General features: G+C 44.7%; 27 protein-coding genes and 1 pseudogene. 10 read left to right on the top strand and 18 right to left on the bottom strand.

What is annotated here, in order from left to right; translation table 11 throughout:
• Positions 1-13: 13 nt before the first annotated feature.
• Complete coding sequence (locus GSQ19_RS23175; RefSeq protein ID WP_011320181.1) at positions 14-2389, bottom strand: tetratricopeptide repeat protein; 2376 nt, start codon at positions 2387-2389, stop codon at positions 14-16.
• Between the two features lie 251 nt (positions 2390-2640).
• Between GSQ19_RS23175 and GSQ19_RS23170 the strand changes: the two genes are divergently transcribed.
• Both GSQ19_RS23170 and GSQ19_RS23165 read left to right on the top strand, forming a co-directional pair.
• Positions 2641-2970 carry a low molecular weight protein tyrosine phosphatase family protein gene (locus GSQ19_RS23170; protein ID WP_011320180.1) on the top strand — a complete coding sequence of 110 codons (330 nt, stop codon included), beginning with the start codon at positions 2641-2643 and terminating at the stop codon, positions 2968-2970.
• Between the two features lie 113 nt (positions 2971-3083).
• Positions 3084-3281, top strand: a complete 198-nt coding sequence (locus GSQ19_RS23165) for a hypothetical protein (protein WP_041456297.1) — start codon at positions 3084-3086, stop codon at positions 3279-3281.
• Positions 3282-3525: 244 nt separating this feature from the next.
• Here the strand turns inward: GSQ19_RS23165 and GSQ19_RS23160 are convergent, their stop codons facing one another.
• From GSQ19_RS23160 to GSQ19_RS23145, 4 genes are all read right to left on the bottom strand, one after another.
• Positions 3526-4902, bottom strand: coding sequence for a dihydrolipoyl dehydrogenase family protein (locus GSQ19_RS23160; RefSeq protein WP_011320179.1), 1377 nt, complete (start codon positions 4900-4902; stop codon positions 3526-3528).
• Between the two features lie 108 nt (positions 4903-5010).
• Positions 5011-5760 (bottom strand): SDR family NAD(P)-dependent oxidoreductase, encoded by a 750-nt coding sequence (locus tag GSQ19_RS23155; protein WP_011320178.1) that lies wholly within the window; start codon positions 5758-5760, stop codon positions 5011-5013.
• A 115-nt stretch (positions 5761-5875) separates the two neighbouring features.
• Entirely contained in the window at positions 5876-6700 is an 825-nt protein-coding gene (locus tag GSQ19_RS23150; RefSeq protein ID WP_011320177.1) for an alpha/beta fold hydrolase, read from the bottom strand.
• 436 nt (positions 6701-7136) lie between these two features.
• Positions 7137-7544 (bottom strand): hypothetical protein, encoded by a 408-nt coding sequence (locus GSQ19_RS23145; protein ID WP_041456296.1) that lies wholly within the window; start codon positions 7542-7544, stop codon positions 7137-7139.
• A gap of 40 nt (positions 7545-7584) precedes the next feature.
• On the opposite strand from GSQ19_RS23145, the pseudogene GSQ19_RS23140 reads away from it, so the two are divergent.
• From GSQ19_RS23140 to uppS, 3 genes and pseudogenes are all read left to right on the top strand, one after another.
• Positions 7585-7677, top strand: a pseudogene (locus GSQ19_RS23140) (transposase); the annotation flags it as partial.
• 319 nt (positions 7678-7996) lie between these two features.
• The gene (locus tag GSQ19_RS23135; RefSeq protein WP_011320175.1) at positions 7997-8926 is read left to right on the top strand and encodes a hypothetical protein; all 930 of its coding nucleotides are present in this window, start codon (positions 7997-7999) and stop codon (positions 8924-8926) included.
• 120 nt (positions 8927-9046) lie between these two features.
• Positions 9047-9787 (top strand): undecaprenyl pyrophosphate synthase, encoded by a 741-nt coding sequence (gene uppS / locus GSQ19_RS23130; RefSeq protein ID WP_011320174.1) that lies wholly within the window; start codon positions 9047-9049, stop codon positions 9785-9787.
• 35 nt (positions 9788-9822) lie between these two features.
• Here the strand turns inward: uppS and GSQ19_RS23125 are convergent, their stop codons facing one another.
• Positions 9823-10401 carry a hypothetical protein gene (locus GSQ19_RS23125; protein WP_011320173.1) on the bottom strand — a complete coding sequence of 193 codons (579 nt, stop codon included), beginning with the start codon at positions 10399-10401 and terminating at the stop codon, positions 9823-9825.
• Positions 10402-10547: 146 nt separating this feature from the next.
• On the opposite strand from GSQ19_RS23125, the gene GSQ19_RS23120 reads away from it, so the two are divergent.
• The gene (locus tag GSQ19_RS23120) at positions 10548-11222 is read left to right on the top strand and encodes a response regulator transcription factor (RefSeq protein ID WP_011320172.1); all 675 of its coding nucleotides are present in this window, start codon (positions 10548-10550) and stop codon (positions 11220-11222) included.
• Positions 11219-12691, top strand: a complete 1473-nt coding sequence (locus tag GSQ19_RS23115) for an ATP-binding protein (protein ID WP_011320171.1) — start codon at positions 11219-11221, stop codon at positions 12689-12691. The genes GSQ19_RS23120 and GSQ19_RS23115 overlap by 4 nt, the downstream gene beginning before the upstream one ends.
• A 115-nt stretch (positions 12692-12806) precedes the next feature.
• Here GSQ19_RS23115 and GSQ19_RS23110 read toward each other — a convergent pair whose 3' ends face one another.
• From GSQ19_RS23110 to petB, 11 genes are all read right to left on the bottom strand, one after another.
• On the bottom strand, positions 12807-14789 hold the full coding sequence (locus GSQ19_RS23110) for a primary-amine oxidase (RefSeq protein WP_011320170.1): 1983 nt from the start codon (positions 14787-14789) through the stop codon (positions 12807-12809).
• Positions 14790-14925: 136 nt separating this feature from the next.
• On the bottom strand, positions 14926-15450 hold the full coding sequence (locus tag GSQ19_RS23105) for a tetratricopeptide repeat protein (RefSeq protein ID WP_011320169.1): 525 nt from the start codon (positions 15448-15450) through the stop codon (positions 14926-14928).
• Positions 15451-15579: 129 nt separating this feature from the next.
• Positions 15580-16395, bottom strand: coding sequence for a transporter substrate-binding domain-containing protein (locus tag GSQ19_RS23100; RefSeq protein ID WP_011320168.1), 816 nt, complete (start codon positions 16393-16395; stop codon positions 15580-15582).
• A gap of 12 nt (positions 16396-16407) precedes the next feature.
• The gene (gene rplT / locus GSQ19_RS23095) at positions 16408-16764 is read right to left on the bottom strand and encodes a 50S ribosomal protein L20 (RefSeq protein ID WP_011320167.1); all 357 of its coding nucleotides are present in this window, start codon (positions 16762-16764) and stop codon (positions 16408-16410) included.
• Positions 16765-16790: 26 nt separating this feature from the next.
• Positions 16791-16988 carry a 50S ribosomal protein L35 gene (gene rpmI / locus GSQ19_RS23090; RefSeq protein WP_010997577.1) on the bottom strand — a complete coding sequence of 66 codons (198 nt, stop codon included), beginning with the start codon at positions 16986-16988 and terminating at the stop codon, positions 16791-16793.
• 83 nt (positions 16989-17071) lie between these two features.
• Positions 17072-17443: a hypothetical protein gene (locus tag GSQ19_RS23085; RefSeq protein WP_011320166.1), complete on the bottom strand. Its 372-nt coding sequence runs from the start codon at positions 17441-17443 to the stop codon at positions 17072-17074.
• Positions 17444-17495: 52 nt separating this feature from the next.
• Positions 17496-18665 carry a glycosyltransferase family 4 protein gene (locus tag GSQ19_RS23080; RefSeq protein WP_011320165.1) on the bottom strand — a complete coding sequence of 390 codons (1170 nt, stop codon included), beginning with the start codon at positions 18663-18665 and terminating at the stop codon, positions 17496-17498.
• 63 nt (positions 18666-18728) lie between these two features.
• Complete coding sequence (locus tag GSQ19_RS23075; RefSeq protein ID WP_011320164.1) at positions 18729-19733, bottom strand: GDP-mannose 4,6-dehydratase; 1005 nt, start codon at positions 19731-19733, stop codon at positions 18729-18731.
• Between the two features lie 443 nt (positions 19734-20176).
• Positions 20177-20620 carry an ATP-binding protein gene (locus tag GSQ19_RS23070; protein WP_011320163.1) on the bottom strand — a complete coding sequence of 148 codons (444 nt, stop codon included), beginning with the start codon at positions 20618-20620 and terminating at the stop codon, positions 20177-20179.
• 323 nt (positions 20621-20943) lie between these two features.
• Positions 20944-21426 (bottom strand): cytochrome b6-f complex subunit IV, encoded by a 483-nt coding sequence (gene petD, locus GSQ19_RS23065; RefSeq protein WP_011320162.1) that lies wholly within the window; start codon positions 21424-21426, stop codon positions 20944-20946.
• Between the two features lie 170 nt (positions 21427-21596).
• Positions 21597-22244 (bottom strand): cytochrome b6, encoded by a 648-nt coding sequence (petB, locus tag GSQ19_RS23060; RefSeq protein WP_010997571.1) that lies wholly within the window; start codon positions 22242-22244, stop codon positions 21597-21599.
• A 368-nt stretch (positions 22245-22612) separates the two neighbouring features.
• On the opposite strand from petB, the gene ctpA reads away from it, so the two are divergent.
• Positions 22613-23866, top strand: coding sequence for a carboxyl-terminal processing protease CtpA (ctpA, locus tag GSQ19_RS23055; RefSeq protein ID WP_011320161.1), 1254 nt, complete (start codon positions 22613-22615; stop codon positions 23864-23866).
• Positions 23867-23908: 42 nt separating this feature from the next.
• Here the strand turns inward: ctpA and GSQ19_RS23050 are convergent, their stop codons facing one another.
• Entirely contained in the window at positions 23909-24595 is a 687-nt protein-coding gene (locus GSQ19_RS23050; RefSeq protein WP_011320160.1) for an MBL fold metallo-hydrolase, read from the bottom strand.
• 86 nt (positions 24596-24681) lie between these two features.
• On the opposite strand from GSQ19_RS23050, the gene GSQ19_RS23045 reads away from it, so the two are divergent.
• Both GSQ19_RS23045 and GSQ19_RS23040 read left to right on the top strand, forming a co-directional pair.
• Entirely contained in the window at positions 24682-24867 is a 186-nt protein-coding gene (locus GSQ19_RS23045; protein ID WP_041456295.1) for a hypothetical protein, read from the top strand.
• Positions 24868-24965: 98 nt separating this feature from the next.
• Positions 24966-26441, top strand: a complete 1476-nt coding sequence (locus tag GSQ19_RS23040; protein ID WP_011320159.1) for a site-2 protease family protein — start codon at positions 24966-24968, stop codon at positions 26439-26441.
• The last annotated feature ends 138 nt before the right edge of the window (positions 26442-26579 follow it).

The raw sequence follows: 26579 nt of genomic DNA, 5'->3' as shown, positions 1-26579 counted from the left end.
GGGAAGTGGTGGTCTAAAAACTGGCAGTTATGGAAATTTTGGCAACTTGATTGGGGGCTTTGATTTCTGTAAATAAATGTGTTGCTTGAGCAAAATACTTTTGGCTGGCATCGGATTTTGCCATTTTTTGATAAGTTAAACCTAATTGAAAATAGGTTTCGGCTAGGTCACATTTAGCACCAATTTTCTCTAAAAGTTCAATTGCTTCTGTATGATATGCAAGGGCTAATGGATAATCTGCTTGTTGGCGATGAATTTCTGCTAATCCATTCAGGGTTTTTGCTTTTACCTGCATATAATGGCTTTCTTCCGCAAAGGTCAATGCTTGATGAAACATTTCCTTTGCTTTGGTAAATTCTCCTAAGTTCACATAAGTTTGACCCAAGATTTGCATGAAGTAAGCGAATCTTCCTGTTTCTAGAATTTCTTCGTTTTTAATATTTTGGTAAGCTACATCTGCTAATAAATAAGCGGCATCATATAAGCCTAAGTATGAATTGACTAAGGCTAAACATACAGACGCTTTTTCTGCCCAGCGATGATGGTCTGTATTTTGGGCTAGGTAAATTACTTGTTGAAATAATTTGGCAGCCTCTTCTAGTTCCCACAAATCTATTTTATAAAGACCAATACTTAAGAGAGAATCTACCTCTAACATCCTCAAATAATAGACTTTATGTTTATTCCCTGGTTGCGGTACGAGTGATTTCAGCGCTTGTGTTGTCAAATCGATAGTTTTTTCTTGACAGGCGATCGCCTGAATAATATCACCTGTAATCCAATATAAATCACCCAAGATATTATATAGTTCACTTAAGTCTTGGTCATGTCCAATATTCTTGACGACTTGATTAATAGCAGTCATGATCGGCTGAATTAATCCCATCCGATACAGCGTACTTCCCAAAGGTAAAAACTGTTGCCATTGATTATTACGACTCTTGAGAATTACCTTGCCTGCCGACTCAAATTCATTAATTTCTATATAGTGATAATATGCTTCTAGAGCTTGCAAAGCATCTTGAAATATGGTGATTCTGGAAACACTAGCCGTCCAAAATTCAGCAACTTTGTGATTGGTTATTTCCCACTCATCACTAGTGCGTAAACGAGCGATCGCCTCGGCACGAATTACTGGATGTAGCCAATATTTTCCTTGATGACACTCCACTAAAGAGCGATTTCTCAGGGAAGCAATAAGTTGACGATGTTCAGATGCAGGGACATCCCAAAGTAAACAAAATACTCCTGGAGAGGGGATACTGGGTATATCTTGGTAACGATAACATCCCAAACGGCAAAGCAGGCGGTAGGCTTGGGGATCAAGGGCTTGCAAACGATTAATTTGACTCACCGCTAAATTCTTTAAGTCAGTTGCGGCTAAAGGATCACCATGATGTTCTTGCCAATAAAGTGCCATATCACCGCCGAAATCCTCCAGGATCGCCCCGCAGAGAATCCCCATTGCTTTGGCATTACCGCCATATGTACGATGTATCTGTTGCAATGTAGGCAAGTTGATAGTTAATCCACAGCTACTAAAAAACTTTTGCCATGCGCTTTGATCCAAACCAGGAAGCCGATAATGATGGACATTTAACCCAGGTTCGCACAGGCGATCGCGGCTAGTAATCAACGTTACCGACTGCACCCGAACATCAGCCAAAACCCGCAACAATTCTACATAATTGCCGTGAAGGGGAATCAACCCACCTTGTTGATCTAATGCAGGTTCCAGATTATCAATTAACACCCCAATCCGTCGATTGTGCAGTTGGCGCTTGAGTCGTCCTAAAGTCACCCCAAACTCCACCCCTGGTTCTTCCCCAAAATCTTGTTTTAGCCATTCCTCCACTACCCGTTCCGCCGGCGTGATATTTTGGGTTTCCTTCGCCATCAGCAGTTCTAAAACCAACTCAAAACCCTGAGTTTGCAGATATTGTTGAGCGAGAGTAGTTTTCCCTAAACCCCCCTCACCTTGGATAACAATCACCTTCGAGCCTTGATTTACCAGAGTATTCAGGTGAGCGATCGCTCCCTCCCTACCCAAAAAATTGCTATCCTCTAACTTAGGTGTAGGTTGTTGGGTTACTTTTGGGTAATCAATTAGACCAGATATAGCCGTAGTTTTTCTCAGCACCCGTTCCAAGGTAGCGCGACAATTACTCTTGGTAATCCTCTGCCGCAGTACTTGAGAAAGCAGTTTCCATAAATGTGAGCCAGCATCCTTAGCGTGTCCTTCCGTACAACCATAAGCACGGGCAATATCCAAATATTTCCTACCCAACCAAACCTGCACAACAATAACTTTTTGCAAATCGCTCAACCGTTCCCCGGTCTGAGCAGGAATTATGGTGTCTAACCATGCTAATGCTGCTTCAGCGTCCATTATTATGCAACGACGAGGGTAGTTAAATTAGAACTTACGCACCAAGGTTGTCTGTTGAGACTGGGTGTAAGGATATAGGGGTATAAAACCCTTACACCCCTACACCCTTGTCCAAACCCTTGATTTTTCGTTTTCATCCGTAAGTCCTCTAAATTTGAGAACTATAGGTTAATCTACAATTCTTCTGCCCCATCTTTCGGATAAGATTCGATGAATCCGACTTTTTACCAGACTTTTCTGACTTTATAATCATGAAAAAAATTTTATTTATTTGTAGTCAAAATAGATTGCGTAGTCCCACTGCTGAGGTTGTATTTGCTGAATATAAAGGATTGGAAACGGATTCGGCGGGTTTAGACCATTATGCAGAGGTTCCAGTTTCCTCAGAAGCTATCGAATGGGCTGATATTATTTTTGTTATGGAGCAGCTACATAAACAGAAATTAGCCAAAAATTTCCAGCCTTTTCTCAAAAATAAAAGAGTTATATGTTTAGATATACCAGATGAATTTGAGTATATGGAACCAGCTTTAATTGAGATATTAAAGAAAAAAGTGCTGCCGTTGTTAGGTACATATTAAGACATCCGATTTTCTCCTAGACTTTTCTGCACTTGACTGACAAGTGCAAACAATAAAGCCTTATTGTCGAATACAATAAAAATCATTAGGTCATCTCAACACCATCATTATCTATGGTGAAATCCGACCCTCGCCTCTCTTTACCTAGCAGTGCTGAACTTCCTTGTTCAGACGATACTTCTGTGGATAACGAAGACCAAAATTTTATTCCTAACTTGCTCTTATTCTTACTGGAATATATTTGGGCAAACCGTAAAGACTGGTTGCCAAACTTGTTCAATATCTCGGCGGCCACCCCACTAAATCACTGAGGAGCCGTGTGAAATTAACGTTTCATGCACGGTTTTGTAGCCGAGTCAGGGAGGTGACTTTCTGGCTTAGGCATCCAGTTAGCGATCGCTCCCTGGAGTTGGCATAACTTGATTAGCTATCCTACACTTTGCTGATGCACCACCGATGTTTTTTCAGCTTACCTGTAAACAACACCAATTAGACAGTCAGGGAGCAGACCCTACTTATCAATGCCAACTGACGTTGTGCATCAATAAAACCTCCTCACATATTCGGACACCCTGGCATATTATCTCCAAGCAGCAACCGTGCCAGACTGGGTAAAGCTTCCCCATAGGTGGGATGGATGTGAACTGATCGCTCTAATAACTGCCAGGTTGCTCCTGCTTCTATCAGGGATAAAAATACATGCACCAGTTCAGCAGTTTCGTACCCCACTAGGGTTGCTCCCAGGATTTTGTCTGTGTCGCTGTCGATTACCATACGATAAAATCCGAGGTCATGCCCCCACTCGATCGCACGCGCAATTTGGCTCATGGGTAACGTCACAGCACATGCGTTGATGCCTTGTTTTTGAGCCTGTTCTAAGGTCATACCCACTCGCCCAACCTGGGGTTCTGTGTAAACCGCATACCCAAGGACGCGATCGCTCCGTGTCCGGTTTTCTCCACACAAAATTGCTTTTAAGCGGCGATAGTCCTCCCACGACACATGGGTAAAGGCAGGTTGTTTGGCAGCATCCCCGATCGCATAGACTCCAGAACAGGTGGTATGGAACTGGTCATCAATTTTGACAAACCCCTTATCATCTAGCTCAATTCCACTGTTCGCTGCATTTAATGCACCTGTATTGGGTTTCCGTCCAATCACAACCAGCAACGCTTCTCCCTGGAGTTGTTCGCCACTGCTCAGGGTCAGCTTAAACACATTATTCTCGTGGGCGACGTGATTCACATTGACTCCAAAGTGAAGTCCAATTCCATCCTGCTTTAATGCTTCTGCTAACACCTCACTAACATCAGCCTCTTCCTGTCCAAGAACGCGATCGCCCCGGACAATTAAGTGGGTCTGACTGCCCAAACGCGCTAGTCCTTGCCCCAATTCCAAGCCAATATAGCCGCCTCCAATCACCAATAAACGGGCTGGTAAGGTGTTCAAGTCAAAGAAGTTACGGTTGGTCAGGTAGGGAGTTCCTGCAAGTCCAGGAATGTCAGGAATCAGCGATGATGTGCCCGTGTTAATGATTACCAGAGGAGCCTGAAGAGTAACATCCCCACCTTTGACCGTCCGTTCACCCACAAAAGAAGCTTCGGCACAAATGACTTTGACACCCGCACTCTCCAATCGCTGGCGAATCCCCTGATTAAAGCTGCTGCGGATTTCCCGAACTCGTTCCATGACGGCGGGAAAATCCACTTCTACCTCCGTGTGGATGCCTAACTTCTTGCCCTGGTTTGCTCGACCTGCTGTATGAGCTGCTGCTAAGAATGCTTTAGAGGGAGTGCAGCCATAGTTGATGCAACTGCCGCCTAAAGCATCGCGCTCAAACAAAACAACCTTACGTCCCTCATTGGCAAAATCAGCCGCCAGTGGAATGCCTCCTTGACCACTGCCGATGACAATGACATCTGCTGTTTCCATCAGTGCTAAACTCCTTGGGGATAGTTTGCTTTCATAAAACTCTCACACTCAAAGTCAAAAATTCTCTGCCATTGAGGTAGGGTTTGGATTGAGTTATGACATCTAAAGCTAGCGAAGCCCACCCGTGATGTAGAGCGTTTCGCCAGTGATCCAGCCCGAATCGGAGGAAGCAAGGAAGACAACGGCAGGGGCGATGTCCTGTGGCTGTCCAATGCGACCCAATGGTGTTTGCGCTTCAGTCTGCTGGCGACCTTCGCTCTCGGTAATTCCTGCTGTATGTGTCCCCTCCGTGTCCACCATACCAGGATTGATGGAGTTAACACGGATGTTACGTGAACCCAACTCTTTGGCTAGCGACTTCGTGACGGCATCAACAGCCGCTTTGGTAGCGCTATAGATTGAGGCATTCGCGGGCGCGAGGGTGCTAACGATGGAACTGATATTGATAATGCTGCCGCCCGCCGAGCCGAAGTGCTTGACGGCTTGTTGTGAAGTGAGGATTAATCCCAGCACATTCAGATCGAATTGCTTGTGGAAGTGTTCTTCCGTGATGTCTTCAAGTGGGGAAAATTCATAAATTCCCGCATTGTTGACCAAAATATCAAGCTTGCCGAATGCTTGCTGCGTCTGTGCAAACAAATGTTCGATCTCTGCCTTTTTGGCTACATTTGCCTGGACTGCGATCGCTTGGCCGCCCGTGCTAACAATCTCGTCAACCACACGATTGGCTCCTTCTTGGCTGGATGCGTAGTTGACAACAACGCTTGCACCTTCAGCTGCAAGATGTTTGGCGATCGAGGCACCGATGCCTTTAGAAGCACCTGTAACGACTGCGATTTTTCCATCTAGTTTTGTCATGGCTGTGATTCTTGTGGTTGTTGGGTTTCAAATATCTATCCGAAACAGGTGCAAGCCTGCAAGAATGTACCCATTCAGATTTTTAACAGTGATATCTCACATCCGTGTATCCGCATCAGGATTTGACGAATTCCAGCAGGTCGGCGTTGAGCTGTTCCTTACTCGTGTCGCCCAGACTATGCGATCCGCCGGGATATATCTTCAAAGTCGAATTCTTGATGAGCTTCGCAGACAAAAGGGCAGAAGCACCAATTGGCACGATCTGATCGTCATCACCATGAATGATCAACGTCGGCACATCGAACTTCTTCAAATCCTCGGTGAAATCTGTTTCTGAAAACGCCTTAATACAGTCATAAGCGTTTTTATGGCCAGCCATCATTCCCTGCATCCACCATGAATAGATTAGCCCTTGGGAGACTTTGGCATCGGGTCGATTGAAGCCAAAGAACGGGCCACTGGCTACATCTAGGAAGAATTGCGAGCGGTCAGCCAAAAATGCCGCACGAAAGCCGTCAAAGACCTCAATGGGTAGCCCACCTGGATTTACCTCTGTCTTGAGCATGAGCGGCGGCACCGCACCTATCAGCACAGCTTTGGAAACACGCTTGGTGCCATGCCGTCCAATGAAGCGCGCCACTTCACCACCGCCTGTAGAGTGTCCGATCATGACCGCATCCTGAATATCCAGCGCCTCAAAAAGCTCCGCCAGATCGTCGGCGTAGGTATCCATGTCATTGCCGTGCCACGGTTGGCTCGACCGGCCATGACCTCGGCGATCGTGGGCGATGCAGCGGTAGCCGTGTGAGGCGAGAAAAAACATCTGCGATTCCCAAGCATCCGCGCTCAGTGGCCAGCCGTGGCTGAAGACAATGGGCTGTCCTATGCCCCAGTCCTTGTAATAGATTTGCGTACCATCCTTAGTCGTGATTGTGCTCATGTGGCTTCTGAGTAAATTGTGAGAGTTTCCCAATCTGTATCTGGTTTGGACTGTCAAGATAACTGTATCCGCGATCGGTAACTGATCGATCAATTGCTACTAGATTAGTTGATACATAACTGATTTCAGCAGTTTTCTTTTGATGACCTGATTGCTCGCTCAGGTAGCTTATCTACCTTTTATATCGTGTTCGGTTAAAGACTTATCATTGAGAGCGCAGAGGGGCAGCACTTCGGCTTCTTTCGCCTTCGCCCTTCGACTACGCTCAGGACAAGCTCAAGGCAAGTCGCTCAGTGACCGAGGGGCAGAGGTGCAGAGGGGAGGGTTTTTCGGGCTTTCTGTATAGATTCGGGAATTATAACTAATTAGCCGGACTTGATATTAATCAGTTGTGTTCATTCTTCAATTTAACTTAGAGCTTACAAACTTCGTGATATCAACGGGTAACGATAAAGGCAGCCAGAGCGATCGCGACAACATCCTCAGCAAGGGCAGCAGGAACTGCACCAATCCGTTCAATAGCGGCTATCCGCACCGCCCGACCCCCATACGCACCGACCACTGCACCTACAACGCCAAAGAGTGCTCCAACAGGTGCAAAACTGCTGTTTGCTCCGGTGACTAGCCATCCCACAATGCCACCACTGAGAATCCGAGCAATCAACGCAGGGGGACTGGTGCGAGAGGGAATTTGCGGCAGCATATCGCCAATCAACTCAGCCACTGCCAGTACAGCCAGAACGATCCCGATAATGCCGCCGCGTGCCAGAAATAAAGCAGCAGGGGCTGTCAACGCTCGCAGTCCCGCAACTAACCCAAGGAAAAATGCAGAAATCAATGTCATGAACATAAATAGCCTTTCTGGTAGATTTGGATGGCATATAGCGATCTTCTATGTCCTGCTGCTAGAAGGAGTGAGATGGAGATCGCTACCTGGGGATTTTCCTCCTTGGCAAACAGTGTACACATATTTCCGATAGCGCAGCGTGGCGTAAGCCATAATACCAATTCTCTAAAATCCGGCAACAGATAAAGCCTCAAGAATATACTTTCGCCTAGCAATGAATGCAATGATAGATGTGGTTAAATTACCAATCTGAAAGTAGAGTGCAGAGCGCAACTCGTCAAGAGTTTTTTTTGGCTAGCCTATTCTCAGTATCAAATCAGTACAATCAAAATCCGGCTTTTTCCTGACCATTCCTACTATCTCGTCATAAAACTGCCGACTTCAGCCGACTGACAAAAGAAAGTGCGATCGCTTAGGCTATTGGGCATAGAAGTCATAGTATAAAAATTATGCTTGATACCACCAGCCCACAGCTAGAAGCATCGGCGGCACAAAGCTATGCTCATCCTCACTACTGGCAAACACAGCGCCGTATTCGCTCCCTGATAGATAAATATATTGCAGTCGAAATACTACACGATCGCCTACAAGATTTACCGATACAATTTGCCAATCCCCAAGCGCGTCCTTGGAAACCAATTGACTGGCAAGCCATTAACCGCAAACAAATTATCGGCATAGAACCAGAAGTATTTTTATCTATATTGATAGGTGCAATGGACACAGAATCTCCCATTCGAGGCTACACCCAAACCAGTCGGCAATATTTAGAGAAGTTACATCCCCAGATGGCGCGGTTTGTCGGTGGAACAGTCGATGGAGGTGGCGAACTCCAAGAACTTGGTTTATGGGAAAAAGAAGAACGTCAACACACACCCGCACTAATCAAAATTTACACCCAATTAACAGGGGAGAAAATCACCCCCAAACATCGCATAGTCAGAGGCTATCTCCCCACAAATGACCCCCAAGAAGACCTCTATCGCCACGGCTTACACCGCGTAGCCACAGAATACGGTGCAACCTGCCTTTACCTGTGGCTGATGGCGCACACAACAGGCGCACTCCAAGACGTTCTCGAAGAACTCACAAAAGACGAAATCAACCACATGACCAAATTCTGGGGCTTTGGAGCCTGGGCTTTCCCCGACACAGGACTAATCCGAGTAGGGCGCACCCTCATCAAAACCCGTTCCCAAACCTATCAACGTAACAACCTCATGCGTACCCTACGCCGCATGATGGCTACACTCAACTGGAACGCCTGGACACTCACCAACAAAGCCACCCTCATCTACACATCCACCCAAACCATGCGCCGCCTGTGGACATGGCACAACACCCTTACCCCAAAATACTTACAAAATCTCTTTGAATAAACCTCTTCCCCTCTCCTCCGCGTCTCTGTCTTGAAAAGTTCAGATCGCCGGAAGCCGGCGCTCCGACTTTTCGCTGCGCCTCTGCGTGAACTTCCCCCAAATCCCCTCATCAAAACCAACATGATCCCCCCAGACTTAGACCCCCAAAAAATCCCCCAACACATAGCCGTCATCATGGATGGTAACGGCAGATGGGCAACCAGCCAAGGATTACCGCGCATAGCCGGACATCGCCAAGGCGCAAGAACTCTCAAAGAACTCTTGCGCTGCTGTAAAGATTGGGGAATCAAAGCCCTCACCGCCTACGCCTTCTCTACGGAAAATTGGCAGCGTCCCATCGAAGAAGTAGATTTTCTGATGCTGTTGTTTGAGCGATTACTGCGCCGGGAATTATCCCAGATGCACCGAGAAGGTGTAAGAATATCCTTCATTGGCGATTTGTCAGCATTACCCAAGTCTCTGCAAACAGAAATGGAACGCTCCATGACAGAGACATTAAATAATCAAGCAATTCACTTTACGGTTGCAGTTAACTATGGCAGTCGCAACGAAATTACTAGAGCCTGTCGTCAAGTGGCGGAACTGGTGCAACAAGGCAAACTCAGCGCAGATGCAGTTAATGAAGACATTGTAGAACAACACCTCTACACTGTAGATACTCAACCACCAGATTTATTGATTCGGACTAGCGGCGAAATGCGATTAAGTAACTTTCTGTTATGGCAAATGGCATATACAGAGATGTATTTCACAGATATTCTGTGGCCTGATTTTGACAGAGCAGCATTTCATCAGGCTTTGTTGAGTTATCAAAAACGCGATCGCCGTTTCGGTCAAGTTAAAGCTTTAATCCCAGCCTAATATACCACCCACAGCAGGGCATAGACCCACTGGATCTATCTTGTTGTATCAGGACGATTTCCTTCTGGTGGATGAGCAGGCACACCCAAAGCATCTTTTAACTGCTGTTCTGTCACCCCCAACTTCGCCGCCGCCGCTTTGAAGTCAGGACGGGGTGGACGCTGGCCTTCGCCAGGAGGCTTGGCAGGCACACCCAAAGCATCTTTTAACTGCTGTTCTGTCACCCCCAACTTCGCCGCCGCCGCTTTGAAGTCAGGACGGGGTGGACGCTGGCCTTCGCCAGGAGGCTTGGCAGGTACACCCAAGGCATCTTTTAACTGTTGTTCTGTCACCCCCAACTTCGCCGCCGCCGCTTTGAAGTCAGGACGGGGTGGACGCTGGCCTTCGCCAGGAGGCTTGGCAGGTACACCCAAGGCATCTTTTAACTGTTGTTCTGTCACCCCCAACTTTGCCGCCGCCGCTTTGAAATCAGGGCGGGGTGGGCGTTGTCCTGATGGTGGTTCTGAAGCTTGGGCGATTTGTTGGACTTGATGGGCAGCGTTTACTTGATGCAAGGAAATAAAACCAACTAAAACAGGAATTGTTGTAGCAACCAAGATATTACGAACTTTCATAACTGATATCCAAATGATGGGCTGTTGATATTTCTGATTTAAACCACCCAAAATTACAGATCACTCTGGTTTTAAATTACAGTTTTGTAATTTTCATGACACGATAACGAATTTAGAATGAACTAATAAGTAAGTGATGCAGGCTTGTGAACGTTCTCTTTGTCGAAGATGAAGCGAAAATTGCTAACTTCGTCCAAGCTGGACTGAAGGAACAGGGGTTTGTCGTAGACTATTGCGACAACGGTGATGAAGGATATTTGCGGGCATTAGACAACGAATATGATGCCATCATCCTGGATATCATGGTTCCGGGGAAAGATGGACTATCGATTCTCAAACAACTGCGGCAGAAGGGACGGAATGCACCGGTGATTTTGTTGACGGCTCGGAATGAGTTAGACGATCGCCTGGCGGGGTTGAATTTGGGTGCTGATGACTACATTGCCAAACCTTTTTTTGTCGAGGAACTGGTGGCGCGGATTCATGCTGTGGTGCGCCGGAGTATAGGCGATCGCCAAAATTTGTTGGTGATAGGGACACTCAAGCTTGATCGCATCACCAGAGAAGTTACTTGCAATCAACGAGTCATCGAACTCACCAGCCGGGAATTTAATCTTTTAGAGTATTTAATGCGATCGCCTGGGCGTGTTTTTACCCGTACCCAAATCCTAGAACACGTTTGGGGCTACGACTTTAACCCTAATACCAACGTCGTAGATGTTTGTATTCAGCGAATTCGCAAAAAAATTGACCCTGTTGATGAAGCAGGCTGGATTGAAAGTATTCGCGGCGTGGGTTATCGTTTCCGCCATCCAATATGAAACTCCCTTCCTTTCGGCTGCGAATTGCTCTGTTATCTGCCGCTTTGGCTGGCACTACACTAGTAGGATTTAGTGCAGTCTCTTGGTTGCAAATTTACGATGCTAAACTCAGTCGCCTGGATGCAGAACTGTTAAATCAACTGATGCGGGCAGCACCAAACTTACTTCCACCCAGAGAACCCCCTACATTTTTCACTAGGGAAAATTTTCGTCCACCTATGCCAGAGCCTTGGCAGCGTTACGAAGAATTATTATCTTCCGCCTTTGGTGGAAATGCAAAAACACCTATTGTACTGTTGGTACTGGATGCAGAAGGCAACCAACTTTATGAATCCCCACAAACTTCTCCTGACTCTGACTTACGTCGCCTGTTGCTTCAGAATCTCCAGTTAGCGCCTCAACCACAACCCCCCCGGCCTTTACCCAATCTTCCCTTGCGCCCCCCACGTCCACCGCAATTTGTCACCCAAAAGACAACAAGCGGCAGTTGGCGAATTGGTGCAACTAAATTTCCCCGTTCTCAGGTTGCGATCGCTGTCAGTCTGCAAACCGTCAATCAAGAGATGGCAGCCATTCGCAATATATATCTTGTTTCCATTCCCATCGCCTTGCTACTAGTTACCTCTGGAGCTTGGTTAGTTTCTGGTAGTGCATTGCGTCCGATTCGGCAATTAACGGCTGTAATTCAACAGGTGAGCGCCAAAGGTTTAGATCAGCGCATTCCCATCGGTACGACGGATGTTGAATTTGTAGAACTAATTCAGGTGTTTAATCAAATGTTGGAACGCCTGGAAAGCAGTTTTACCCAAGCCTCTCGCTTCAGTGCAGATGCAGCCCACGAACTGAAAACCCCCCTAACAATTCTCCAAGGTGAACTGGAACGCACCCTGCAACAGGTGGAACCAGGCTCGGAAGTACAACAGCGTTTAAGCAATTTATTAGATGAAGTGCGCCGCTTGAGTGGAATTATGCGTAAACTCTTGCTGTTGTCCTTAGCCGATGCAGGACAAATGAGTTTGTATCTAGTGGAAGTAGATATGTCTGAGTTATTAATGGAGATGGTTGAGGATGTGGAATTACTCGCGCCCCATTTGAGTGTACACATCGAAATTCCTGAGAAATTGCGGGTTAAAGGCGATCGCGATCTCCTCATCCAAGTGTTGCAAAACCTGTTGAGTAATGCCATCAAATACAATCTCCCCCAAGGTTGGATCAAAATTCACGCTCATCAAACCCCAACCACTATCCACATCACTATTAGCAACTCATCCCCAGACATTCCCCCAAGCGATCGCGATCGCTTATTTGAGCGTTTCTATCGTGGTGATCCCGCCCGCACACGCAAAGTAGAAGGCATCGGGCTAGGACTCAGCCTGTCCCGTGAAATTGCCCGCGCCCATCGTGGTAACTTAACCTTAGATGCGGAAAATTCTGGTCAAACAAGGTTGACTCTGACTTTACTCCGGTGACATACTCCCACACCTCAGTTAGTAGGGTGCGTCAGTGCAAAAAAACCTAACCGTACCAAGAAATTATTCATACTGACGCACCCTACATTTGGAGATTTTTTGATTTAAAAGTCCCCTACTCCGCTAAATTAATCGCCGGATTACGGTTAAAAAAGGCTCTGGGAGAGAGTTTAAACCCAAGCTTGTGAACCGGCATCACAGGCCAATCTTCTGGCTTAGGTACATGAGTAATACCCATTGTGTACCACAAAACAATATCTTGACTCATCAAAGATTCATCATCGGCAATGTATTCAGGCAAACCTTTTCCTGGTGACGCTTGATTAGGATAATCACCACCTGCATATAACTCATGGGGTTTATATTTAGTCACCCAAACATGATGAGTGGCAAACTCAGCTTTCTGACGAATTTTCGCCCCCTCCACCGGGAAAAACACTGTGTTACCTCCCGGCATTAACATATATGCAGGGGCAACCCCTAAAGCATTCTTTTTCTCTGCACTGGCAATCATCCATTCTCGACTGTGTTTGATATCTAAATCACGGACAGCAGCCTTTTCTGTTGTCAGTGGCGTGTCTTCTACTGTGATGGCATTTCCTAAAGGATTGTTCTTACCTATCGGCAAGTTTGCCACGTTCATTTCCATGACATTATTAGCTTGACCATCCACATCCATATCTAAGCGATAGTTAAAAAAGTGCTGGTGATTGACACCAAAAATATTTTTAGCCAGCAATCTTCCATAGGAATTATCTCTAGACTGGGTTTCCGCTTCTGTTCCCTGCACCAAAACAATACCGGTTAAATCATTCTCTACTTCTAAAGTGCCGTCTTGGTGAAAAATCCAGTTAATACCGTAATCATAGTTATCAACCGCCGCCGTGATGGTAATGACTAATTGGCGATCGCGTCGCACATCGTTGCGTTGAGTATTATACTCATAATGCTTCCAAAGTATGCCGTTATCCCGTTCGTAGATACCCACAACCCCAGGCATAATATAGGGTTCCCCTTCTTCATTCGCAAACACAGCGTCAAGTAAAACGCCATTTTGGGGAATTTCCTTCCCTAACTCCATTGTGCTGGCTAGTAACCCTAAGTTATATTCACCAACATCAAAAGCGTTTCTAAATGACCAAGTAGGATCAGGATCGCCATAAGGTACAACCATCTCCGACAAGCTGGCACGATATAATACTGGTCGGATATTCTCACCATCTTTGTAAGTTACTTGATACAGTACCAACCCATCACGGGGGTGCATAACATACCGAAACTTCCAACCTTGCCAACTAATTTCATTACCCTGTATTTGGAAACTCTTTCCTTTTGGTTGCAGTATTTGTAAGAGTTTCGGCGGTGGGAGTAATTTACCTAAAGACTCTAAGTCATAATTCCAGTTTTCTTTGGAAATGGGAACTATCCCCTGGTCGATAAAATTGGTGACTGTACCTTTATTTAAATCAACCGTGGCTATTACACCCTCAATAGGAGTGCCGTAATAATTCCAGCGTTCCCCCCGATAAAATAATAAAGTCCGGCACAAACGGCTACCTTTTTCTGCTTCCTCTTGACTTAAAATTCCCGCCGCCCAGCAACTAACCTGAACTTGGTCAAAATCTGTAATTCCCCGCTTTTTCATCGCTTCTTGCCATCGGGAATCAGATTTCACTACATTTCGTGCTAGTTCATATTCTGAGTTCAAAATTGCCGGTTGGACATGGGGTTTCTCTTGCCAGGACGCTATTTTTTGCGTTTTCAGGTCAACAATACCCTCATAGGTTTTGTTTTGCTCGCGTTCATATACTACCAGAAAAGCCTTGCGCTCAAAAGATTGACCTTGTGTAAAATTTCTAACTGCTTGTTTATCTGGTTCTGCCAAGGTAATTAAGGGAAAAGCAGCCATGTCAGTTAAAGACTTTTCCTTTCTAATCACCGCAACCGCCGTTTTAATTTCTGCCTCGGTTAAAGCTGTCAAAGGATGGGAAATTACTGGCTGTTGTGAGGTCACTGTTTCTATTAATATAAGTGACGTACCACAGCAGATAATAATAGTAATAGCTAACAAGAAAAATAGTCTTAGCCGCTTCATCATTCTGGAGAATATAAAAACAAATCTATAGTTAGTTATTTCCCAGAATTCAGATATAAAACCGAATAGTTAAGACAGATCCCCGACTTCTTTGAGAAGTCGGGGATCTAGAATCTAGGGGATCTAGGATATAGAAGCATCAAGCAGTTACTAAACGCCGCAAAGATTCCGCACGACGTTTAGCAGTAGCGTTATTGGGGTCACATTTAAGTGCTTCTTCATACATTTGCAAAGCCTGAGCAGTCAATTTTTTCCGCTCATAAGCATGACCCAAATTATTCAAAGCTACTACATAATCGGGTTTAAATTTTAGCGCTTCCTTATACTGACGAATCGCTAAATCATACTGCTCTTGAGCAAAATAGGTGTAACCCAAACCATTATAAATAGGTGCAGTATTTTCTTCTCCTTCTTCTTCGGCTGCTTTCAGAGCCTTTTGAAACAAAGGTATAGCCTGTGTATACACTTTTTTCTCTGAATAAATACACGCTAACTCAAAATATTCTTGAGCCGTACCCTTGTCTTTACTCAATTTACTACGCAATCGAGATAAAGCACTTTCACGCTTACGAGTTTTGAACAGCTGGCGGAAAACACTCACAACCGCAAATCCTAGTATACCCACCAACACGGAGAGATAAACAACCGCTAGACTGTTATCCATTGTCTTCAAATCAAATTATTAAAGTGTCTTCTATCTCTATTATGGGTCTTTGAGGGACTCTTAAGAGGAGGGGGAGCAGGGGAGCAGCGGAAGCAGGGGAAGTAATGACTATGGACTAATGACAACTGACTATTGACTATTGACTATTGACCAATGACTAATCCGTTCTTTTAACCAACCTTGAGCGATGTAACTGGCGATCGCTTCGTTAACTTCTCTTCTCAATTCATCGTACTGCAATCCTTTGGGCATGACTACAGATAAGGGTGCTGTGGATAGTTTTGTGGGTAATAGGCGATATTGAGGATTGTCTCGCACCCAACCACTCAAGAGGCTACCATCGGCGGCGAAAGCGGCGACGCTATTATTTTCTATTGCTGCTTGCGCTTCTTGGTAAGAATTCACTCCCACTAACTCGGCGCTGGGGATGTAGTAACGGACTTCGGCGATGGTGCTGGAATTATTCAGGACAGCAATTTTGCGCGTGGCTAAATCATTTATTTGCTGTACAGACACATCTTTGGTAATTAAATAAGTGCCATCCATGTAGTAAGGAACACTGAAACTTACCAAGCGTGAGCGTGATTCTGTGGCGGTGACTCTGGCGATCGCTAAATCAACTTGATGATTAAATACTACAGGTAGGCGATCGCGATTATTTACGGGTTGCAATTTTACAGCGTCGGCTTTACCTAACAAATCAGCCGCTAAACGCTTTGCTAAATCAATTTCTAAGCCTTGTAAATTGCCCTGAGCGTCTTTAAAACCCAACAAAGGCAAATTATCCTTCACGGCTACAGTTATGTAGCCTCGGCGCTGAATTTCTGGCAGTTCGGCGGCAGATGCAGCGAGTCCTGTAGCCGAAATCATCCAGCAAATAATGATGGCGGATAATATCAGATGTAACCGACTAATTATTTGCCATCTGTTACATCCGTTATTCATCCGTTACCATCCTTAACCTTTAGCTTGAATTGCCAACTCTGCCACTTTGCCGAAGCTAGCAGGATCGAGGACTGCCAATTGTGCCAACATTTTCCGATTAAGTTGAATGTCAGCTTTTTTCAAGTTACCGATTAGCTGACTGTAGCTTAATCCATGTTGTCTGGCAGCAGCGTTAATGCGGGTAATCCACAGGCGGCGGAAGTCGCGCTTTTTCTTTTTGCGATCGCGGTAAGCACTGCGGAGTGCCTTCATTACCTGTTGATTGGCGGTTCTAAACAAAGTCGAGTGAGAACCACGGAAACCTTTAGCTAGTTTGAGAATTTTATTGCGGCGTTTACGAGCAACGTTACCGCGTTTTACGCGAGTCATATTTTATTCCTGGAAAAATTACAAATTTACAAATAAGGCAGCATTAAACGCACGTTTTCTTCGTCGCGCTCGTTAACAATTGCCATCTTGGAGAATTGGCGCTTTTTGTTGGTGGTTTTGTGTTCTAAAAGGTGGTTTTTGAAAGCTTTGCGGCGCACGATTTTACCAGTACCAGTGGCACGGAATCTTTTGGCTGCGGCTTTGCGTGTTTTTAGTTTAGGCATGGATTGGCTCTAATTCGACACAATCCCTCATTATATACTATTAAGTCCCTATGGCTAGAGAGGCGAGCAAATATATCAACTGTTCAATCTTCCAATCGTTGGGATGGAACTTCAATTGCTGTGACATCAATTGTGCCTTCTGGGGCAAAACGTTGAAAATGTCCCTTTTGTACAGTTAAGTTTTCTCCGCAATTAGGACATTGCAACTGGCTATTATTTAAACCTGTAAATTCGTAACTACAGACGGGACATTGATCAGATACTAAATTGCGTTCCAGCCACCAGCGAAATCCAAAAAACGCGACAACAGGCGCTAAAAACAACAATCCCACTATAATCAGTAAGGAATTTACTAACCAGCCCAAACCCAAGGAAGCTAGTAACCAAGCAATTGCTAACAGCGTTAGCCAAGGGCGGAAGTTTAAAAGATTCAATTGAGAATTGTTAAGGCTCATTTTAAATACTATCTGGCTCTCCTTCTAGGATAGCGAGTTTGGTCATTAGTCATTAGTTCTGAGTGTGGACTAAAGACAAAAGCTGCTTTTGTAAAGCATCCATTCCGAAAAGTGCGATCGCCTGTTCGCGCAACCACTCTCCATCACAACGTTGATCATCTCCTTGAAGAATTTCTAAACAAGCTGCGGCTACGGCTTCCGGGTTGCGGTGAGGAACTCGCCAACCTAGTTTACCATCCTGCAAGGGGTCAGCAGAACCGTCATCATCACCGGACAGCACCGGGACACCACAAGCCATTGCTTCTAGATAAACAATCCCAAAACCTTCTTGTGAAGGCATAATATAGGCATCGGCTAGGCGGTAATGTGCCATTAATTGTTCAGTAGGGACAAAACCTGCAAAAATCACGCGATCGCTTACACCTAAATCTTGGGCTAATTGTGCCAATCGCGGTTGGTCATCACCACGACCAATCACTAAATATTTTACTTCTGGGAAGGACTGGATAATTTTTGGCAATGCCCTGATTGTGACATCCACGCCTTTGTATATATCCCCTGACCACAATCGTGCTACGGTCATTAATACTTTGGCATCGGTTAAGCCATATTTATCGATTAATTCTGGCTGTTTTGCTCCGGGAGTAAATTTATTACCATCTATGGCACAAGGCAACATTTTCACCTTATGAGGATCTATACCATTAACAGCACAGGCGCGATCGCGGCTATAACGACTAATCGTCCAAATTTCCTTGGCAGCTGCTAAAGCACGGCGTTCTTGATTTTTTAACGGTTCCCAAAATTCTTTGCCATAGGTGAGGATAGTGTAGGGAATACCTAACGGTTGGCAAAGTGTCTGTACTAAAACTGCTAGCTTAATATGTCCACAAAAGACCATCTGTGGTCTTCTCTGCAATAAAAATTTTAGTAGCACCCCAGCCATTTTGATTCTGCCTATTTGGGGTGATGGATTTTGGAAGTAATGAAATTTTAAATTATTAGATGTAAAAGGGTTTGAGCATTCAGGGCTATCCCTTAATAGCAATACTTCTGCTTGATAACCTTGACTCAGTCCTGAATATGCCCGAAAAATATCCTTGACATAAGATTGAATTCCCCCTTCCTGTTTAAAAACCTCTAAGAACAAGAAGATATGGTTGGCTTGTTCATTGGAAGTTTTGCCTAAACTTATTTGTTCTCCCACTGTATCAATTGGCATTGAGATTCTTTTTATTGATTTTTAGAGATAGTACGGTGATGAGTGCAAATGCGCTACGGTATCCTAATCTACCAGTAATTTTCCTTCTGGTGCTTGGGCTATATTACCGCTTTGTAATCTTTCTACATCCGTTTGCACCATTTTCTCTAAAAGTCCCTCAAAGCTAACTTCCGTTTCCCAACCGAGGTTCCTTTTCGCTTTGATAGGGTTAGCTACTAGCTGAAAATGTTCATCTTGCCTGAGCAAATCTGTATTAATCACTACATGATTTTGCCAGTTTAAGCCAACCGAATCAAAAGCGATAGACACTAATTCTTTGACACTGTGCAGTTTTCCCGTACCTATTACGTACTCTTCCGGTTCCTCTGCTTGCAACATCAGCCACATAGCTTTGACGTAATCGCCAGCAAATCCCCAATCGCGTTTAGCATCTAAATTCCCCATTTCTAAAGTCTGGGCTAAACCCAACTTAATAGATGCAGCAGCCAAAGATACTTTACGCGTAACAAATTGAGGCGGGCGTAAAGGTGACTCATGGTTGTATAAAATGCCACTACAAGCAAACAGACCATAGCGCTGTCGGTGATGCACCATTGTCCAGTGGGCGTGTAGCTTTGCCGCTGCGTAGGGATTTTTGGGGCGAAAGCTAGTTTCTTCATCTTGAGGAGAAGACAAAACATCCCCAAACATTTCGGAACTACTAGCTTGATAGAATCTTGTAGATAAACCAACTTGTCGCACTGCATCTAACAGTCTGGTAGCAGTCCCAGTAATTAAATCTAAAGTTCCTAGTGGGTCTTTCCACGAATCAGGCACAAAACTAGGTGCAGCTAAATTATAAATTTCTTGGGGACGCAATTGCTCGACCGCATTTAACAATGCTACAGGGTCTCTCAAATCAACATTATATATTTCTACCTTGGTTGCCAAATCCCCTAACTTTGCCAAATTCGGTTGGCGATGTGGTGAAACTAATCCCACTACTCGATAACCTTGATTGAGGAGCAAATGACTGAGATAGTAGCCATCTTGACCAGTAATACCTGTAACTAGGGCTGTTTTAGTCATATTCTCTTCCCTATCTCCTCTTTGACCAATAAAGAGCTACAGCAGGCTAGGGAAGAATTAGTGAGGGTTTATTCTCTCGATAAACATCTCAGTTTAATTTCCCGCCCACAATAATTTTGCCTAATTTTAACAAAGTATTAACAGCACCTCGTATGCTAACTCTACTACTATAGGTATAATTTTTTATACAAAATTTCTCTTTACTGGAAGCCGTTCACTAGATATAAGTGAAGAAGTCAGGAGATAAAGAGGATCAGGTAGACAAGGTAAGGGAACACCAAAAAATAAATCATCCGAAATTGATGGTTTGGTAGGGTGCGTCAGTAGGAATAATTTCTGAGTGTATTTAGGTTCTATCGCAGGTAGCGCACCCTTGTATATTTTTCATATTTTTTATCTGGAAGTGCCTAAGTAAAAATTCTTACTCATCTTCCCTCACTCCCCTAATATTGCCCTTCCTTGGCATACTTAACTATGACCAAACAATTTCTACCATCCTCGCTACGTTCGTAGACCACACGGTCAGCCAAGCGCCGGAGGAGAAACCAGCCATAGCCTCCCACTTGTAGAGTACCTGGTGCTGGTTCAGCGATCGCATCAGGATCAAACGGATTGCCATGATCCCAAATTCTAATTTCTATTTTGTTAATCCATAGACTGACCTCAATTTCTATGGTCGTTTCTGGCGGTAAAGTACGATGTGCATGACGAACTGCATTTGTAAAACCCTCCGCTAGTGCTAAGTTGAGGCGATAAAGTTGACCTTCTGTCCAGCCGAGTTGAGACAGATATTTTAGGGAAAAGTCCTCAAACCATTGTTGTACTTGGTTAAGGAGCTTCAGTTCGCTCTTAATTGTTAAATGGTCGTGCTGCATTATGCCAAGCATTGACCGTAGCTTTCATGTAATTATGAGTAAGAATTTTATGTAATCTATCGTCTTCAGTCTATTTTAGTTTTTGGATGATTTTTTGTATCCAAAGCTAAAAATTTAATTTGGTCATTAGTCATTGGTCAACACTAGGAACTTTATCTCAGCAACCCCTATCACTAAAATTGACACCTGTGTGGTGTTTTCAAGAGCGCATATCCTTGATATGAATGGCATTTTCGACTACACACACCTTCAGGGTGATTTGTCATTAGACATCATAACTTCCAGATATACGCTCCTGAAACCTACAGGTGTCAAGAAGCTTCTAGGTGACTAGCTTAGAACAATCCTAAGGTCAAAGATTTGTCCAATGGTAAGGCAGCACCAATACCCAACCACAGAGTTACCAAGGTTCCAAACAAGAACACTGTGGTTGCAACTGGACGACGGAAGGGGTTTTGGAACTTGTTGACGTTCTCAATGAAGGGAACGAGGATTAGTCCCAAAGGTACAGAAGCCATTGCTAATACTCCCAACAATTTGTTAGGAAGCGATCGCAAAATTTGGAATACTGGGTACAAATACCACTCTGGTAAAATTTCCAGTGGTGTAGCGAAAGGATTTGCTGGTTCGCCTGTCATAGCGGGGTCTAGTACGGCTAGAGCCACGATACAAGCGAATGAACCCATGATTACAATTGGGAATACATACAGCAAGTCGTTGGGCCAAGCTGGTTCACCATAGTAGTTGTGACCCATGCCTTTGGCGAGTTTAGCTCTTAACGTAGGATCGCTCAGATCGGGTTTTTTTTGTGTAGCCATTTTTGAATGCGCTCTCCTGCTTAAAATTCAGTTAAAGCCTTGGTCAAACCTTTATTGAGGTTTTTAACAGCTTTGAGTTTCAGATACTAGTGTTTTTGACTTATGAGTCTTAATTGCTGATTTTTCATCAGTTTAAAACAAACTACTGGCTCTGAGAACTGGTTGCTGGATTACAAAGGCCCGGAAATACCTTGCTTGCGGATCATCAAGAAGTGGAACAGCATAAATACTGCAATCAACCAAGGTAGTACAAATGTGTGGGCGCTGTAGTAGCGGGTCAGGGTTGCTTGACCAACACTGGAACCACCACGCAGTAGGTCGGAGATGAGTACACCGACTACAGGAATCGCTTCTGGTACACCACTAACGATTTTCACAGCCCAGTAACCTACTTGATCCCAAGGTAGAGAATAGCCTGTAACACCGAAAGAAACGGTGATGACAGCGAGGATCACACCACTTACCCAGGTTAATTCACGGGGCTTTTTGAAACCACCAGTTAGGTAGACGCGGAAGACGTGCAGAATCATCATCAACACCATCATGCTGGCAGACCAGCGATGAATGGAGCGAATTAACCAACCGAAGTTCACCTCGTTCATAATGTATTGAACGGAGGAGTAAGCTTCAGCAACTGTTGGCTTGTAATAGAACGTCATAGCGAATCCAGTGGCAAACTGGATTAGAAAGCAAACTAGGGTAATACCACCCAAGCAGTAGAAGATGTTGACGTGGGGAGGGACGTATTTGCTTGTGACATCTTCAGCAATTGCTTGGATCTCTAAGCGTTCCTCAAACCAGTCGTAAACGTTGGCCATACAATCTCAAGTTCCTAAAAATCGGTTGCGGTTGATTCAATCTCCCAATTGGCAATTTTGGGATTTTCTTTTAAGAGGAGTTTTTCGTCTGTTTTTCACTCTTGCAGAATGTCAAGAGTTTTCACAAACTTAACACTCTGTAAATATGGAATATATTGCGTTCTCTTTGCAAGCCAACCCGATTGGTGGGTACAAAGTAGATCATAATCCTTTTGGTAAAGGGGATGCACTAATATCAGCTGCCTTAACAACTTGATGAGAATAATGCACCACTTCTATAAAAAAAGTAACATAGTCGAGAGATAGATTTCATTATTGATCATGCAACTGGGCAATTCTAGGCAATTTCGGTTGAGGTAAAACTGCAAATGGGGTTCATGCAAAAACAGTTTTTTCGGCTAGGATTTTCGCTATTGGTGGCTTTGAGTTTGGCTGTAGGAGTAGTAGTTCAACCAGCCACAGCATTGACGGAGGAACAGAAACTAGTTTCGGAAGTGTGGCGAATTGTCAATCGCTCTTATTTGGATGAGACGTTTAACCATCAAAATTGGGCGAATGTGAGACAGAAGGCATTGGAAAAGCCCCTTACAGACCATAAAGCTGCTTATGGGGCGATTCAGAATATGCTCAAGACTTTAGGTGATCCTTTTACGAGATTTTTAGACCCTGAGCAATACCGCAGCTTACAGGTTAGTACTTCTGGAGAACTGACCGGAGTGGGTTTACAAATCGCCTTAAATCCACAGAGTGGAAAGTTGGAGGTGGTTTCTCCGATTGCGGGTTCGCCAGCAGATCAAGCGGGTATTAAACCGCGCGATCGCATTGTGAAAATTGAAGGCATTTCCACGACAGATTTGACTCTTGACGAAGCAGCCACCAGGATGCGCGGCCCCATAGGTAGTTTAGTCACCCTTGTAATTGAACGTGACGGAGAAGGGGAAAAAGAAATCAGAATAGTGCGCGATCGCATTGCTCTTAATCCTGTTGTGGCAGAATTACGCTCATCCCCCGAAGGTAAGTCTTTCGGTTATCTTCGCCTCACTCAATTCAATGCCAATGCCTCAATGGAATTAGCACACGCTATCTCTAGTCTAGAGAAAAAAGGTGCTGCTGCCTACATTTTGGATTTGCGAAATAATCCAGGCGGTTTACTGCAAGCCGGCATTGAGATTGCCCGTCAGTGGTTAGATTCCGGCACAATTGTCTACACTGTCAATCGCCAAGGTATTCAGGGTAGCTTTGAAGCCTTTGGCCCTGCCTTGACAGATGATCCATTAATAATTTTAGTTAACCAAGGAACCGCCAGTGCTAGCGAAATTCTCGCCGGCGCACTCCAAGATAACGGTCGCGCTCAGTTGGTGGGTGAAACTACCTTTGGCAAGGGTTTAATCCAGTCTTTATTTGAATTATCCGATGGTTCTGGCTTGGCGGTGACAATTGCTAAGTATGAAACTCCTAATCACAGAGATATTAACAAGTTAGGCATTAAACCGGATACAGTTGTTACCCAGCAAATACTCACCCGCGATGAAATTGCCACAGAAACAGATTTGCAATATCAAGCAGCGTTGGATCTGTTGAGTAAAAATTCTGTAGTAGCCGGGATTGGGAATAAAGGCTAGGAGGCTGGGGGAGTCATAAGTTCTCAGTAACTCCCCGCTCTCTTAAATTAGCGGTTGTGTTTGGAGTAAAGCTTTTAAATCCAAAGAGGCTAGGCGTTGGTAGGCTGTGTCTATGGAGCGTTTACCTCTGAGGAAACCAGTGTTAGCACCGGGACAGATGTATTGCAGGGTTTCTGGGGTAAAGGCTTCTAAGATTGTTTGTAAGCTCTTAATTTGTCGGGGCCAATGAAAAGTTTTAGCGGTGCGTAACGGAACGGGTTCGCCTTGTTGGTTGGGAAGTAAATGGCGACCGGAAAATAGTACACCACCCTGGTAGTTATAGTACAAGCAAGAGGAGCCTGGAGAGTGTCCGGGTGTCCAGATAGCTTTGGCTGTGGGGGTGAGGTCAAATTCTTGAGTGAAGGTAGTAACAGTTAAGCCTGGTAGCAAATAGGCTTCTTGTTCTTGAATCATAACTTCACAGCCATAATTTTGTTGAATTTCTGCTGTTCTCCCAATAGCGCCACGATGGGTGAGGAATAGCCATTTTACGCCACCATGCGATCGCAAAAAATCTAAATTTGTTTGGTCTAAGGCGGGACAATCTATGAGGATATTCCCTTCATTTCCTACAATGAGATAAGAGGTTCCCCCCAATGTGTCCCGATTTGGTGGAAAAGCAAAAATACCGTCCAAGACATCCCGTGGTGACTTAGTTATATGACTAGGCTGTTGAGGTAAGGGACACATAAGAAAAACCAAACCTGAGGAGTTGTGAAAATATAGTTACAGAGTTGAATTGGTTGTGGTCAGTGGTCAGTGGTCAGTAGTTTTCGATGGGTGAAGACTATTCAATCAGGGGACGAGGTATTAAACCAGATCCAAAAACGACTGACCCTCCGGGTGACGCTCCTTACGTCGCTACCGCTACGCTAACGCCAGTTACTCATGGGGGAAACCCCCAAGACCGTACTGGCTCACAACTAATAACTGAGGCGCAAAGAGTTAATCAACCTTGTTGAACTTTATCTAAAAATCTGGGGTCGCGGGTCGGCTTTGTAGCGGTGGCTGTGGTGCTAACACTACTTGCACGGCATTTTTCAAAATTACTGTAGAAAACATGACATTCTGGTTTCTCCTCCTATTGGGAATAGCTACTTATCTGATGGTGCAGCGCAGTGTTGCTAACATCACCAAAACACCCATCTGGCTGTTATGGCTGGTGTTGATGACACCTGCGTTGGTTTTAACTGGATGGACACTAGTTTATGGGGTAAAACAACCGCCACCGCCAGCACTGATATTTTGGCCGTCAATTATCTGCCTTTTGTTATACTGGCTTTTGTTTCAGTGGGGACGGCAATTGCCGAGGGATACACAAACTGCACCCCAAACCACAGAATCACAATCGGCTAATCATCCTACCGCAGAACCAGTGCCTGTACGTCCCATTGAACCCACGGAAGAAACCCAGCTGCGAAACTGTTTTCCCTGGTCTATTTACTACGTCCAAAACATTGAGTATAGACCCCAGGCGGTGATTTGCCGAGGGCAGTTGCGAACTACACCAACTCAAGCTTACCAGCAGATTAGAGCTAACATTGAAGCTCAATTTGGCGATCGCTTCTTGCTCATCTTTCAAGAAGGATTTAATGGTAAGCCGTTCTTTGTATTGGTTCCCAACAGCCAAGCTGCTAAAGCTAATGCTAGACAATCCGAGCCATTAACACGCCCAGGATTGGCTTTATTACTGTTAGTGGCTACTTTGGTAACTACCACTCTGGTAGGTGTAAAAATCGCCGGGATTGACCCTACAAGGCTGCAATCTGACCCGAAATTACTTTTACAGGGATTACCCTATGCTTTAGCTTTAATGACTATCTTGGGTATCCATGAGATGGGTCATTACTTCACCGCTAGATTCTATAAAATTCGCTCGACCCTGCCCTACTTTATCCCCATACCTTTTTTCTTGGGAACTTTTGGTGCATTTATTCAAATGCGGAGTCCAATTCCCAACCGTAAGGCTTTATTTGATGTTGGTATTGCTGGACCTCTAGCTGGGTTTATCGCTACATTACCGCTAGTTATTTGGGGTTTGGCTCATTCAGATTTGGTTCCCCTGACTGAAAATACTAGTTTGTTAAACCCTGATGCACTGAATCCTAAATATTCAATCCTTGTGGCGTTACTGGCTAAATTAGCTTTAGGAAGCGCCTTAACAGCAAAATTAGCGATTGATTTACATCCAGTCGCAGTAGCTGGTTTTTTGGGATTAATTGTCACAGCATTAAATCTTATGCCCGTGGGGCAATTAGATGGTGGTCATATTGTCCATGCGATGTTTGGGCAAAGAACTGCTATGTTTATTGGTCAAATTGCCCGTCTGTTGCTGTTGTTACTGTCTTTAGTTCAATCTGAATTTTTCGTATGGGCAATTATCTTATTGTTTATTCCCTTAGTCGATGAACCAGCTTTAAATGATGTGACTGAATTGGACACCAAACGCGATATTTTAGGTTTGTTGGCAATGGCTTTACTGGTGATCATTGTGCTACCCATGCCAGAGGCGATCGCTAATTTATTGCAAATCTAAATATCACAAGGAACAATTTATTTTGCATATAAAGCAGGTTATACCGTTTCTTGATGTAGCTTGCCTGGCGTAGCCATAGATGCACTTTATTCTGTACTGTAGAGACGTTGCATCAACTTCTCTACATCATTTATTTGG

Source organism: Trichormus variabilis 0441, assembly GCF_009856605.1.
Classification (GTDB): Bacteria; Cyanobacteriota; Cyanobacteriia; order Cyanobacteriales; family Nostocaceae; genus Trichormus; species Trichormus variabilis.
Note: the sequence above shows the minus strand (reverse complement) of the source record. Positions and strands in the feature narration are given on the sequence as shown.